Source organism: Pseudonocardia acidicola (assembly GCF_012911935.1).
Taxonomy (GTDB): domain Bacteria; phylum Actinomycetota; class Actinomycetes; order Mycobacteriales; family Pseudonocardiaceae; genus Pseudonocardia; species Pseudonocardia acidicola.
Genome location: NZ_JAAXLA010000006.1, coordinates 118,276 through 130,687, shown reverse-complemented (window position 1 = coordinate 130,687; position 12,412 = coordinate 118,276). Strand labels below are relative to the sequence as shown.

Below are 12,412 nucleotides of genomic sequence, written 5' to 3'. Positions count from 1 at the left end.
ACGGCGTCCGCGTAGGGTCGGTCCTCACAGATCCACTTGGGTCTGGCCGGACCGGACAACGCGAGCTAGCCAGCAGAAGGCAGGGTGAAGTGAGCCAGCAGGACACCGGCCCGCGTAGCGCGGACCGCCTTACGCAGATGCGCTCCGCGGCGGCGTCGATGACGCTGTCCGACTCGGTGTACGAACGGCTGCTGCAGCAGCGGATCATCGTGCTCGGGCAGCAGGTCGACGACGACATCGCCAACCGGATCGCAGCGCAGATGCTGCTGCTGTCGGCGGAGGACCCGACAGCCGACATCTCGCTCTACATCAACTCTCCGGGTGGCTCGGTCACCGCGGGGATGGCCATCTACGACACGATGGAATTCATCGAGTGCGACGTGGCCACGTACGGGATGGGGCTGGCGGCCTCGATGGGGCAGTTCCTGCTGTCGGCGGGGGCCCGGGGCAAGCGCTACGCGCTCCCGCACTGCCAGATCCTCATGCACCAGCCCTCGGCCGGTGTCGGTGGCACCGAGTCCGACATCGCCATCCAGGCCGAGCTGTTCCGCCGGCACAAGCAGGAGATGGCGGAGCTGATCTCCGAGCACACCGGGCAGCCGGTGGAGCGGATCATGGCCGACTTCGACCGTGACCGGTGGTTCACCGCGCAGGAGGCGCTGGAGTACGGCTTCGTCGACCACGTGATCTCCCGCGCCGGCCAGCTGCCGAACAGCGCCACCAGCGAGAACGGGAGTGCCCGATGAGCAAGTTCGAGATGCCGCAGTCCCGTTACGTGCTGCCCTCGTTCGTCGAGCGGACGAGCTACGGGGTCAAGGAGTCGAACCCGTACAACAAGCTCTTCGAGGAGCGCATCATCTTCCTCGGGGTGCAGATCGACGACGCGTCGGCCAACGACGTCATGGCGCAGCTGCTGTGCCTGGAGTCCGCGGATCCGGACCGTGAGATCAGCATGTACATCAACTCGCCGGGTGGCTCGTTCACCTCGCTGATGGCGATCTACGACACGATGCAGTTCATCCGGCCGGACATCCAGACGGTCTGCCTCGGGCAGGCCGCGTCCGCCGCCGCGGTGCTGCTGGCCGCCGGTACCCCGGGCCGCCGTCTCGCGGTGCAGAACGCGCGCATCCTGATCCACCAGCCGGCCACCGAGGGCTTCTACGGTCAGGTGTCCGACCTGGAGATCCAGGCGCGGGAGATCACCCGGATGCGCCGGCTGCTCGAGACGACGCTGGCCAAGCACACCGGGCGTACTTCCGAGCAGGTCCACGAGGACATCGAGCGTGACCGGATCCTGACGGCCGAGGAGGCCAAGGACTACGGGATCGTCGACGAGATCATCCAGAGCCGGAAGCTGTCTGCGGTCGGCTGACACCTGCGCTACCGCCGGGTCCGGGGTCGGAACGGCCCTGGACCGGCCGTCGCGGCCGTAAAATCGGCCCGACGTCGACCGTCTGCCGACACGTTGCCGAATAGGAGTACTCCGACGCTCCCCGGTAGCCGTGATCGGCAGGTACCGTCACGAACGGGCGCGCCGCCGGGCGCGCCGGATGGGACTGGGGTCTGCACTCATGGCACGCATCGGTGACGGCGGTGACCTGCTCAAGTGCTCGTTCTGCGGGAAGAGCCAGAAACAGGTCAAGAAGCTCATCGCTGGACCGGGTGTCTACATCTGCGACGAGTGCATCGATCTCTGCAACGAGATCATCGAAGAGGAACTCGCCGAAGCCGGTGAGGTGAAGCTCGACGAGCTGCCCAAGCCGGCCGAGATCCACGACTTCCTCGATCAGTACGTGGTTGGCCAGAGCCAGACGAAGCGGACGCTGTCCGTTGCTGTCTACAACCACTACAAGCGGATCCAGGCGGGGGACAAGGGCCGCGGCGACGGTGACGGCGTCGAGCTCGCGAAGTCCAACATCCTGATGCTCGGCCCGACCGGGTGCGGGAAGACCTACCTGGCACAGACACTCGCCAAGCTGCTCAACGTTCCCTTCGCGATCGCCGACGCCACCGCCCTGACCGAGGCCGGCTACGTCGGTGAGGACGTCGAGAACATCCTGCTCAAGCTCATCCAGGCCGCCGACTACGACGTGAAGCGGGCCGAGACCGGGATCATCTACATCGACGAGGTCGACAAGATCGCCCGGAAGTCGGAGAACCCGTCGATCACCCGTGACGTCTCCGGCGAGGGTGTGCAACAGGCGCTGTTGAAGATCCTGGAGGGGACGACCGCGTCGGTGCCCCCGCAGGGCGGGCGCAAGCACCCGCACCAGGAGTTCATCCAGATCGACACCACGAACGTGCTGTTCATCGTGGCCGGTGCGTTCGCCGGGCTAGAGAAGATCATCGGCGACCGGGTCGGCCGGCGCGGCCTCGGCTTCGGTGCCGAGATCCGCTCGAAGAACGACCTGGAGTCGGCCGAGAGCTTCGCCGACACCATGCCCGAGGACCTGATCAAGTTCGGCCTGATCCCGGAGTTCATCGGGCGGCTGCCCGTGGTGGCCTCGGTGACCTCGCTGGACAAGGAGGCCCTGGTCAAGATCCTGACCGAGCCGCGGAACGCGCTGGTGAAGCAGTACCACAAGCTGTTCGAGATGGACGGCGTGGAACTGGAGTTCACCGACGACGCGCTCGAGGCGGTGGCCGACCAGGCCATCCTGCGCGGCACCGGCGCCCGTGGCCTGCGGGCCATCATGGAAGAGGTGCTGCTGCCGGTCATGTACGACATCCCGAGCCGCGACGACGTGGCGAAGGTGGTCGTGACCGAGCAGACCGTGCGGGAGAACGTCAACCCGACGATCGTCCCCCGCACGCCGGCGCGCCGGGAGCGGCGGGAGCGCTCCGCCTGAGTCCGGCACTCCGCTCGAACGCCGGTCCGCACAGTGCGGGCCGCCGTTCGGCGTCCGACGGGCCCGCTGCGACCGCACGACCCGCCCCGGCGGGCGGAACCGGTGCCACGGCTCCCGGCCTGCCAGGCCGGGGGCGCAGCCGGCATCCGGGTGCCACCGTGGGGTCGACCCCGGATCGGAGGTGGCGATGGCGGAAACCACGACGGGCCACGACGAACGCCATGCCCTGCTCGACGAACTCGCGCTGCTCCGCACCCGGCGCCGTGAGCTCGAGGAGGACTTCGAGGTCGACGACGAGCCGAAGGACTTCGGTGAGCAGGGCGAGATGACCGAGCGCCGCGACGATCTCGACTGGATCGACCGGCGGATCAACGACATCCTCCACCTGCTCTACACCGCGCCCGGGTCCCGCGACGAGACCCGCCCGGACCGCGTCGGCATCGGCAGCGTGGTGACGTTGCGGTACGAGGACGGGACGACGGAGACGGTGCAGGTCATCGCCGTCCCCGACGAGGACGTCCCCGAGGTGACCCCGGACAGCCCGCTGGGCCGCGCGTTGCTCGGCGCGGAGCAGGGGGAGGAGATCAGCTGGCAGGCGCCGGAGGGCAGGCTGCGGGCGCGCATCGCCACGATCCGCCGCCCGGCGTAGGGGCGGTTGCGGCGGACCGCCGGCCCGGCGCGTGGCGCCGCGTCGCTACCCGGCGAGCTTGTCGATCTCGGCCTCGCTGTAGCCGAGCTCGGCGAGCACGTCCCGGGTGTCGGCCCCCAGCGCCGGGACGATGTGCCCGGACGGGGCCGGCCAGGCCGAGGAGTCGACCGGCGGCGCGAGCATGGGCACGTCGTCCCCGCCGGGCACCGGCACCGCATGCCATCGGTCGCGGGCCACGAGTTGCGGATGCGCCGTCAGGTCGGCGACCAGCCCCACCCGGGACCAGGCGACGTCCGCGGTGTCGAGCAGCGCGCCCAGCTCGTCGGCGGTGAGCTCGTCGAACCGCCGGTGCAGCTCGGCGTGCAGGGCGTCGCGGTGGCGCACCCGCTCGCGGACCGTGGCGAACCGCGGGTCGGTCGCCAGCTCCGGGCGAGCCAGCACCACGGTGCACAACCGCACCCACTCGCGCTCGTTCTGCACCGCCAGGTGCACGGCGACGCCGTCGCCGCAGGTGAACGGTCCGTACGGGGCGATCGACGCGTGGTGGCCGCCGGTCCGCGGCGGCGGCGTCCCGGTGCCCAGCGCGTAGAGCATGGGCTGGTGCATCCACTCGGCGAGCGCCTCGAGCAGGGTGATGCGCAGCGTGGCGCCCTCGCCGGTCCGCGCCCGGTGCAGCAGCGCCGCCAGCACGGCCGACTGCACCTGGACCCCGGCCGCGATGTCGGCCACCGAGATGCCGGTGCGCGCGGTCACCGGTCCGTCGCCGGTCAGCTCCAGGAGCCCGGCCTCGGACTGGATGAGCGCGTCGTAGGCCTTGCGGCCCGAGGAGGGCCCGCCGTCGCCGTACCCGGTCAGCTCGCAGGTGATCAGTTCGGGGCGCCGCGCGCGCAGCGTGTCACCGTCGAGGCCGAGCCGCGCGGTCGCGCCCGGCCCGAGGTTGGCCAGCACCACGTCGGCGCGCTCGACCAGCCGGTGCGCGGCGGCCAGGCCGTCCGGGTCCTTGAGGTCGAGCATCACCGACCGCTTGCCGCGGTTGATCCACGCGAAGTACGAGGAGACCTCGCCGCACGCGCTGTCGTAGTGCCGCGCGAAATCACCACCGCCGGGACGTTCGATCTTGACGACGTCGGCGCCGAGATCGGCGAGCAGCCGGCTGGCGTAGGGCACGGACACCGCGTGCTCGAGGGACACGACGGTGACTCCGGCGAGAGGGCCGGTCGACGCAGCGGGCACGCCCCATCCTAGGCACACCGATGGTGGCCGTCGGAGATCACGATTCCCCCACTCGCCAGAGCTTGCACCGCCGGATGGCGGAGTCCTAGGTTTCACCGCGTAACGACGAGTCCATCACTGCGCAAGGAGATCCCCGGATGGCCGCTGGCTTCCTGGAAAGATCCCGGATCGTGGCGCCACCGGGGTGGAGCCGCTGGCTCGTTCCGCCCGCGGCGCTGTCCATCCACCTGGCGATCGGCCAGGTCTACGCCTGGAGCGTGTTCAAGGCCCCCCTGGAGAAGGGCCTCGGCATCTCGGGCGTCGCGAGCGCGCTGCCGTTCACCCTCGGCATCGTGATGCTCGGGCTCTCGGCGGCGCTGTTCGGCACGAGGGTGGACACGAACGGCCCGCGCTGGGCCATGGTCATCGCCACCGTGTGCTTCTGCGGCGGCTTCCTGATCGGCTCGCTCGGGATCTACACCCGGCAGTACTGGCTGGTCGTGCTCGGCTACGGCTTCGTCGGCGGCATCGGCCTCGGGATCGGTTACATCTCGCCGGTCTCGACGCTGATCAAGTGGTTCCCGGACCGGCCCGGGATGGCGACCGGCATCGCGATCATGGGCTTCGGCGGCGGCGCGCTCATCGCGTCCCCGTGGTCGCAGTCGATGCTGCAGGCCTTCGGCGCGACCGGGAACAACCCCAACCCGAACGGTATCGCCGAGGCCTTCCTGATCCACGGCATCGTCTACGCGGTCTTCATGTCGGTGGGCTGGTTGCTGATCCGGGTCCCGGCCGACGACTGGAAGCCCGCGGGCTGGACGCCGACGGAGCAGAAGGCCGGCTCGATGATCAGTTCGGCCAGCGTCTCCGCGCGGAACGCGATCAAGACGCCGCAGTTCTGGCTGCTCTGGGTCGTCCTGTGCTTCAACGTGACGGCCGGCATCGGCATCCTGGAGCGGGCCGCGCCGATCTACACCGACTTCTTCGGCGGCGTCTCGCCGACCGCAGCCGTGGCCGCCGCCGCGGCGGGCTTCGTCGCCATGCTGTCGCTGGCCAACATGCTCGGCCGGTTCCTGTGGTCGTCGGCGTCGGACCTCATCGGGCGCAAGAACATCTACCGGCTCTACCTGGGCGTCGGGGCCCTGCTCTACCTGACGATCACGTTGACGACCAACACCGACAAGGTCCTCTTCCTGATCTGTGCGCTGTTGATCCTGTCGTTCTACGGCGCCGGGTTCGCGACGGCCCCGGCCTACTTGCGGGACCTGTTCGGCACCTACCAGGTCGGCGCGATCCACGGCCGGCTGCTCACCGCGTGGTCCACCGCCGGTGTGCTCGGCCCGGTGATCGTCAACGCGATCGCCGACGCGGAGATCCATGCAGGCGTCGCGGGGCCCGGCCGGTACACACCGGCGTTCACGGTCATGATCGTTCTCCTTGTCGCCGGCTTCATCGCCAACGAGCTGGTGCGGCCGGTCAACGAGAAGTGGCACGAGCCGTCCTCGACGACGGCCGCGACGGGGAAGGCAGGGGTGCAGGCATGAGCACCGCGGAGGGCAGCGGCGAGGGCCGCCCGCCCATGATCGTGATGGTCCTGGCCTGGCTGTGGGTGGTGGTACCGTTCGCCTACGGGCTCTGGCAGCTCCTGCTCAAGATCCCCTCCCTTTTCGGGCACTGACGGGTGGGACGGCGCCGCCGCGGGTATGAGGCCACAGATGAGTGACGAATCACGAGCAATGTCCGAATGGGTCACTGCCGTCTGCCGTGAACTCGGCCTGGAGGGCGCGGTGGACACCGATGCCAGTGTCGACATGGTGCTGGACATGACCTCCGACGTGGCCCACGGCGTGAGCCGGCCGGCCGCCCCGGTCACCGCGTTCCTGGTCGGGCTGGCGGCCGGGCGGGCCGACGACCCGGTGGTGGCGGCCCGCGACTACGCCGAGAAGGTCACGGGCCTGGCCGAGGGCTGGGACAGCGACTCCGAGCGTGGGGTCCCGGCCGGTGATCAGGAGCAGCGCGGCTGATTCTCCGGCGGGCGACAGTCCTGCCATGCGCACCCCAGGCACGCCCCGCTCCTGCGTTTGTGACAACGGCGGGGTGACCGAGGAGGAGCCATGCGCACGGTGTGCGGGCTCGCGCGCCGGGTGCAGCGCGTCGTGATGCGGCGACGGTCTCCGCGTCCGGGCGCCGGGGGGTGCCGGATCACGGGCCGGGCGTTGCTCACCGGGGTGGTGGGGGAGCAGCGCCACGGCGGGGTCCGGCTCGACCAGGCCGATCCGACCACGTGCGGCAGCGCGGTACTGGTCGTGCTGGCGGCGTGGGCCGACGCGGCGCAGGCGCAGCGGCTGGACGGCGCCGGCGCGGATTTCGGTGCCCGGTTCGACGCTCGCCAGCACCAGGTCCACCGGCAGACCAACCGGTTCTGGCCCCGCGCGCTCGGCACCACGCCGTGGGGGATGCTCCGCTGGCTGCGCGACAACCTCCCCGGCGCGGGCCGGTACCGGCTGCGGCTCGTGGACGACGTGTCGGCGCCCGACCTGGACGACGCGATCGCTGCCGTGGGGACGGCGCTGGCCTCCGGGCGCCCGGTGCCGTTGCTGGTCGGCCGCGCCGCGCCCCGGCACTACGTGCTCGCGCTCGGCCCGGTGGCCGGGGCCGGCAGCGCCTGGCGGGTGTACGAGCCGACCAGCGGGTCGGTGCGGGCGCTGGACCCGGATGCCGTCCGGCAGCGGCGGCTGGCCCCGGTGCTGGGCTTCGACCGGCTGCACGCGGTGCTGCTGCCGGGCTGACGTGGCCGGACCGGGCGGCCGTGCCGGGCGCTCGCCGGCCACCGGCGGGCGCGGCGATCCGATGGCGCGATGGCGGCAGACCCTGCCGCTCTCCGGACCGGTCGACCCGGCCCGGGACGGCCGCCGGTGGACGGGCCGATTCGGCCTAGCAGACCCTCTGACCAGTGTCAACGGGTGCATCGCGGGGCCCGGGGAGCCGGGCTCGCCCGGGCCCCCGGCGCCGCCCCGGTTTTCCGCTGCTCAGGGCCGCGAGCCGGCGATCACGGGGTCGCGGAACCGGTTCGCGTGGAACTCGTAGAATCGGTGGGGTGACCGACACCCTCCCACCCCGCACCGCCGACCTCCCCGCCAAGTGGAACCCGGGCGAGGTAGAGGGCGGCATGTACCAGCGGTGGGTGGACCGGGGCTACTTCCAGGGCGACCCCACCAGCGGCAAGCCGCCGTTCTCCATCGTCATCCCGCCGCCCAACGTCACCGGCAGCCTGCACCTCGGGCACGCCATGGACCACACGTTGATCGACATCCTGACCCGGCGCCGCCGGATGCAGGGCTACGACGCGCTGTGGCTGCCCGGCATGGACCACGCCGGCATCGCGACCCAGAACGTCGTCGAGCGCCAGCTCGCCGCCGGCGGCACGACCCGGCACGACCTCGGCCGGGAGGTGTTCGTCGACAAGGTCTGGCAGTGGAAGGCCGAGTCCGGCGGCTCGATCCTCGGCCAGATGCGCCGCCTCGGCGACGGCGTCGACTGGTCGCGTGAGCGGTTCACCCTCGACGAGGGGCTGTCCCGTGCCGTCCAGACGATGTTCAAGCGGCTGTTCGACGAGGGCCTCATCTACCGCGCCGAGCGGATCATCAACTGGTGCCCGCGGTGCCACACGGCGCTGAGCGACATCGAGGTCGACCACCACGACGACTCCGGCGAGCTCGTCTCGATCCGCTACGGCGACGGCGAGGACTCGATCGTCGTCGCCACCACGCGGGTGGAGACGATGCTGGGTGACACCGGCGTCGCGGTGCACCCCGACGACGAGCGCTATCAGCACCTGATCGGCAAGGAGATCGAGCTGCCGATCGTCGGCCGCCGGATCCCGGTCGTCGCCGACGACCACGTCGACCCGTCCTTCGGCACCGGCGCGGTGAAGGTGACCCCGGCACACGACCCGAACGACTTCGAGATCGGCCAGCGGCACAACCTGCCGATGCCTTCGATCCTCGACGAGAGCGGCGTCGTCACGAACTCCGGTACCCGCTTCGACGGGATGGACCGCTTCGCCGCGCGCGAGGCGATCCGCGAGGAACTGCGCGCGCAGGGCCGGATCGTCGCCGAGAAGCGGCCCTACGTCCACGCCGTCGGACACTGCAGCCGGTGCGACACGATCGTCGAGCCGCGGCTGTCCAAGCAGTGGTTCGTGCGCGTCGAGCCGCTGGCCAAGGCCGCGGGCGACGCGGTCCGCGACGGGCGCGTCACGATCCACCCGAAGGAGCTGGAGAAGCGCTTCTTCGACTGGGTCGACAACATGCACGACTGGACGATCAGCCGGCAGCTGTGGTGGGGCCACCGCATCCCGGTCTGGTACGGGCCGGACGGCGAGGTCGTGGCCGTGGGCCCGGACGAGGAGCCGCCGTCGGGTGCGGGCTGGCGCCAGGACGAGGACGTCCTCGACACCTGGTTCTCCTCGGGCCTGTGGCCGATCTCCACGTTCGGCTGGCCCGAGCAGACGGCCGATCTCGAGCACTACTACCCGACGTCGGTGCTGGTCACCGGCTACGACATTCTGTTCTTCTGGGTCGTCCGGATGATGATGTTCGGGCTGCACGCGATGGACGGGGTGCCGCCGTTCGAGCACGTCTACCTGCACGGGCTCATCCGCGATGAGCACGGCAAGAAGATGTCGAAGTCCAGGGGCAACACGATCGACCCGCTCGCGCTGATCGACGAGTTCGGTGCCGACGCGCTGCGGTTCACCATCGCGCGCGGCTCCAACCCGGGCACGGACATGTCGCTGTCCACCGAGTGGGTCGCCGGGTCGCGCAACTTCACCACGAAGCTGTGGAACGCGACCCGGTTCGCGCTGGCCAACGGCGCCGACCCGGCCGCTGCGCTGCCCCCGGCCGAGCGCCGCACCGACGCGGACGCGTGGATCCTGGGCCGGCTGGCCGAGGTCCGCGAGCAGACCGACGCGCTCCTGGAGGACTTCCAGTTCTCCAAGGCCACCGAGGGGCTCTACCACTTCACCTGGGACGAGCTCTGCGACTGGTACCTGGAGCTGGCCAAACCGCAGCTGGCCGACCCGGAGCTGGCCGAGGGCACCCGGGCGGTGCTCGGTCACGTGTTCGACGCGCTGCTGCGGCTGCTGCACCCGATCATCCCGTTCGTCACCGAGGCGCTGTGGACCGCGCTGACCGGCGGCGAGTCCGTCGTCATCGCGCCCTGGCCCACCGCCGGGGACACTGGTGGTGCGGTCGACCAGGGAGCCTTCGACCGGGTCGCCGCGGTGCAGAAGCTGATCACCGAGGTGCGCCGGTTCCGCACCGAGCAGGGCTTGCCGGACAAGCGGTCGGTGGCGGCCAAGCTCGTCGGGCTGGACGAGGCCGGCCTGGGCGGGCACCGCAAGGCGGTGGCGTTCCTGACCCGCCTCGACACCCCGGGTGCGGAGTTCGCGCCGACCGCGACCGTCGAGGTCGGGCTGCCGGGCGGCGGTGTGCACGTCGAGCTGGACACCTCCGGCGCGATCGACGTGGCGGCCGAGCGTGCCCGGCTGGCCCGCGACCTGGTGGCGGCGCAGAAGGAACTCGAGCAGGCCGACAGGAAGCTGGGTAACCCGAAGTTCACCGAGAAGGCCCCCGCCACGGTCGTCGACGGTATCCGGGCCCGGCGCGAGACGGCGCTGGCCGACATCGAGCGGGTGACCGCACGGCTCGCGGCGCTGCCGGCATCGTGAGGACGCCGCGAGTCCCAGGCGCCGGGAAGGTGCAGGCATGACGGATCGCTGGGACGACACCGAGCCCGAGCACGGCGAGCTCCCCGAGGGTGAGGGGGAGGTCCGCTCGCCCGAGGAGACCGCGCAGGACGCGGTCATCGCCCACGTGCTCGACGCCATCCGGGGCGGTGACACCCCGGACGTCGTCCCGGCCTCCTCGACCGTCGCCGGCTTCGCCGAGTTCCTGGCCGTCGAGGCCGAGCTGGACAAGCGCTGGCCCGAGACGGTCATGGAGCCGTCGCTGGACCGGATCGCCGCGCTGGTCGACGCGCTCGGCGAGCCACACCGCGGCTACCCGGTGGTGCACCTGACCGGCACCAACGGCAAGACGTCGACCGCGCGGATGGTCGACGCGCTGCTCACCGAGGTGGGGCTGCGCACGGGGCGCTACACCAGCCCGCACCTGCAGCGCGCCACGGAGCGGATCAACCTGGACAACCGCCCGCTGAGCCCGGAGCGGTACGTGCAGATCTACCGCGACGTCATCCCGTTCGTCGAGCTGATCGACGCCAAGCGCGGCGACGGGCCCGCGATGAGCAAGTTCGAGGTGCTCACCGCGATGGCCTTCGCCGCGTTCGCCGACGCCCCGGTGGAGGCCGGGGTCGTCGAGGTCGGCCTGGGCGGGCGCTGGGACGCGACCAACGTCGTCGACGGCGCGGTCGCGGTGATCACCCCGATCGGGCTGGACCACGCGGAGTACCTCGGCACCGACATCCTCGGCATCGCCCGGGAGAAGGCCGGGATCATCAAGCCCGGTTCGGTCGCGGTGCTCGCGGCGCAGGACCGCGCCGTGGCCCAGGTGCTCATCGAGCGGGCCGCCGAGGTCGGCGCCCAGGTGGCCCGCGAGGGCGCCGAGTTCGGGGTGCGGGAGCGCGAGCTCGCCGTCGGCGGACAGCGCCTCGAGCTGCAGGGCCTCAGCGGGCGCTACGACGACATCTTCCTGCCGCTGCACGGCGAGCACCAGGCGTCCAACGCGGCGATCGCGCTGGCCGCGGCCGAGGCGCTGCTCGGGGCCGGGCCGGCGCAGCCGCTGGACCCCGACGCCGTGCGCGCGGCGTTCGCGAAAGTGATCTCGCCGGGGCGCCTGGAGCGGCTGCGCAACGCGCCCACCGTGCTCACCGACGCCGCGCACAACCCGCACGGCGCCCGGGCGCTGGCCGCGGCGCTGGTGTCGGAGTTCCGGTTCACCCGGCTCGTCGCGGTGATCGGCGTGATGCGCGACAAGGACGCCCGCGGCCTGCTCACCGAGCTCGAACCCGCCGTCCACGAGGTCGTGATCACCGCGAACTCCTCGCCGCGCGCGATGGGTCCCGACGAGCTGGCCGCGATCGCCGTCGAGGTCTTCGGCGCCGACCGGGTCAGCGTCGAGCCGATGCTGGGCCAAGCCGTCGAGCAGGCCGTGGAACTGGCCGAGGAGGGTGGGGACTCCGGCGTGGGTGTGATCATCACGGGCTCGGTGGTGACCGCGGGGGAGGCCCGCACGCTGTTCGGCAGGGAGCCGGCATGACCCCGCCCGAGCAGCCGGCCGCGCCCCGCCCGGATCCGATGAAGGGCATCCGCGGCGTCTTCGCCGCGACGCTGATCCTCGAGTCGATCGTGGTGCTGCTCGCGTTGCTGGTGCTGCCCAAGTTCGGCGACGGTGCGACCGCGGCCGGGGTGACCGCGATGCTCGGGCTGGCGATCGCGATGATCGTCGCGGCTGGCCTGCAGCGGCGGCCGTGGGGCCTCGGCCTGGCTCTCGTGCTGCAGGCCGTCATGATCGCCTGCGGGGTGTTCGTACTTGCACTGGGCATCATGGGCCTGGTCTTCGCACTGGTCTGGGGCGGCCTGCTGCTCATGCGCCGCGACGTCGCCCAGAAGATGGCCCGGGGAGAGCTGCCCAGCCAGCGGCAGTGACCGGCGGCGATGCCCGGCGGGTCCGTGCGGGCG

General features: G+C 71.4%; 12 protein-coding genes. 11 read left to right on the top strand and 1 reads right to left on the bottom strand.

From position 1 onward, the window contains the following. Positions 1 to 89 precede the first annotated feature (89 nt). The 4 genes from HF526_RS05470 (at position 90) to HF526_RS05455 (ending at position 3,498) form a co-directional block, all read left to right on the top strand. A complete protein-coding gene (locus tag HF526_RS05470; protein ID WP_169380143.1) occupies positions 90 to 746 on the top strand; it encodes an ATP-dependent Clp protease proteolytic subunit in 657 nt (218 codons plus the stop codon). Next, positions 743 to 1,372, top strand: coding sequence for an ATP-dependent Clp protease proteolytic subunit (locus tag HF526_RS05465; RefSeq protein WP_169380142.1), 630 nt, complete (start codon positions 743 to 745; stop codon positions 1,370 to 1,372). Before HF526_RS05470 ends, HF526_RS05465 begins: the two co-directional genes overlap by 4 nt. Before the next feature lie 199 nt (positions 1,373 to 1,571). After that, positions 1,572 to 2,849, top strand: coding sequence for an ATP-dependent Clp protease ATP-binding subunit ClpX (clpX, locus tag HF526_RS05460; protein ID WP_169380141.1), 1,278 nt, complete (start codon positions 1,572 to 1,574; stop codon positions 2,847 to 2,849). A 187-nt stretch (positions 2,850 to 3,036) separates the two neighbouring features. Continuing rightward, positions 3,037 to 3,498 (top strand): GreA/GreB family elongation factor, encoded by a 462-nt coding sequence (locus HF526_RS05455; RefSeq protein WP_169380140.1) that lies wholly within the window; start codon positions 3,037 to 3,039, stop codon positions 3,496 to 3,498. A 45-nt stretch (positions 3,499 to 3,543) separates the two neighbouring features. Here HF526_RS05455 and HF526_RS05450 read toward each other — a convergent pair whose 3' ends face one another. Next, positions 3,544 to 4,731 carry a CoA transferase gene (locus HF526_RS05450; RefSeq protein WP_169380139.1) on the bottom strand — a complete coding sequence of 396 codons (1,188 nt, stop codon included), beginning with the start codon at positions 4,729 to 4,731 and terminating at the stop codon, positions 3,544 to 3,546. 137 nt (positions 4,732 to 4,868) lie between these two features. Here HF526_RS05450 and HF526_RS05445 point away from each other — a divergent pair, with 137 nt between their 5' ends. The 7 genes from HF526_RS05445 (at position 4,869) to HF526_RS05415 (ending at position 12,379) form a co-directional block, all read left to right on the top strand. Next, positions 4,869 to 6,254 carry an OFA family MFS transporter gene (locus HF526_RS05445; protein WP_169380138.1) on the top strand — a complete coding sequence of 462 codons (1,386 nt, stop codon included), beginning with the start codon at positions 4,869 to 4,871 and terminating at the stop codon, positions 6,252 to 6,254. Then, positions 6,251 to 6,388, top strand: coding sequence for an MFS transporter small subunit (locus HF526_RS05440; RefSeq protein ID WP_169380137.1), 138 nt, complete (start codon positions 6,251 to 6,253; stop codon positions 6,386 to 6,388). Before HF526_RS05445 ends, HF526_RS05440 begins: the two co-directional genes overlap by 4 nt. A 58-nt stretch (positions 6,389 to 6,446) precedes the next feature. Beyond that, the gene (locus tag HF526_RS05435; protein WP_169380136.1) at positions 6,447 to 6,734 is read left to right on the top strand and encodes a DUF6457 domain-containing protein; all 288 of its coding nucleotides are present in this window, start codon (positions 6,447 to 6,449) and stop codon (positions 6,732 to 6,734) included. 90 nt (positions 6,735 to 6,824) lie between these two features. Further along, the gene (locus tag HF526_RS05430; protein WP_169380135.1) at positions 6,825 to 7,499 is read left to right on the top strand and encodes a hypothetical protein; all 675 of its coding nucleotides are present in this window, start codon (positions 6,825 to 6,827) and stop codon (positions 7,497 to 7,499) included. A 308-nt stretch (positions 7,500 to 7,807) separates the two neighbouring features. Then, a complete protein-coding gene (locus HF526_RS05425) occupies positions 7,808 to 10,444 on the top strand; it encodes a valine--tRNA ligase (RefSeq protein WP_169380134.1) in 2,637 nt (878 codons plus the stop codon). Between the two features lie 37 nt (positions 10,445 to 10,481). Beyond that, positions 10,482 to 11,990 carry a bifunctional tetrahydrofolate synthase/dihydrofolate synthase gene (folC, locus tag HF526_RS05420; protein WP_239028315.1) on the top strand — a complete coding sequence of 503 codons (1,509 nt, stop codon included), beginning with the start codon at positions 10,482 to 10,484 and terminating at the stop codon, positions 11,988 to 11,990. Beyond that, complete coding sequence (locus tag HF526_RS05415; protein WP_169380133.1) at positions 11,987 to 12,379, top strand: DUF4233 domain-containing protein; 393 nt, start codon at positions 11,987 to 11,989, stop codon at positions 12,377 to 12,379. Before folC ends, HF526_RS05415 begins: the two co-directional genes overlap by 4 nt. The last annotated feature ends 33 nt before the right edge of the window (positions 12,380 to 12,412 follow it).

What these genes read in the sequence shown, in the direction of transcription:
- folC (WP_239028315.1), top strand. Translation starts at nt 10,482, where the DNA reads ATGACGGATCGCTGGGACGACACCGAGCCCGAGCACGGCGAGCTCCCC.
- HF526_RS05455 (WP_169380140.1), top strand. Translation starts at nt 3,037, where the DNA reads ATGGCGGAAACCACGACGGGCCACGACGAACGCCATGCCCTGCTCGAC.
- HF526_RS05430 (WP_169380135.1), top strand. Translation starts at nt 6,825, where the DNA reads ATGCGCACGGTGTGCGGGCTCGCGCGCCGGGTGCAGCGCGTCGTGATG.
- HF526_RS05445 (WP_169380138.1), top strand. Translation starts at nt 4,869, where the DNA reads ATGGCCGCTGGCTTCCTGGAAAGATCCCGGATCGTGGCGCCACCGGGG.
- HF526_RS05465 (WP_169380142.1), top strand. Translation starts at nt 743, where the DNA reads ATGAGCAAGTTCGAGATGCCGCAGTCCCGTTACGTGCTGCCCTCGTTC.
- HF526_RS05435 (WP_169380136.1), top strand. Translation starts at nt 6,447, where the DNA reads ATGTCCGAATGGGTCACTGCCGTCTGCCGTGAACTCGGCCTGGAGGGC.
- clpX (WP_169380141.1), top strand. Translation starts at nt 1,572, where the DNA reads ATGGCACGCATCGGTGACGGCGGTGACCTGCTCAAGTGCTCGTTCTGC.
- HF526_RS05440 (WP_169380137.1), top strand. Translation starts at nt 6,251, where the DNA reads ATGAGCACCGCGGAGGGCAGCGGCGAGGGCCGCCCGCCCATGATCGTG.
- HF526_RS05415 (WP_169380133.1), top strand. Translation starts at nt 11,987, where the DNA reads ATGACCCCGCCCGAGCAGCCGGCCGCGCCCCGCCCGGATCCGATGAAG.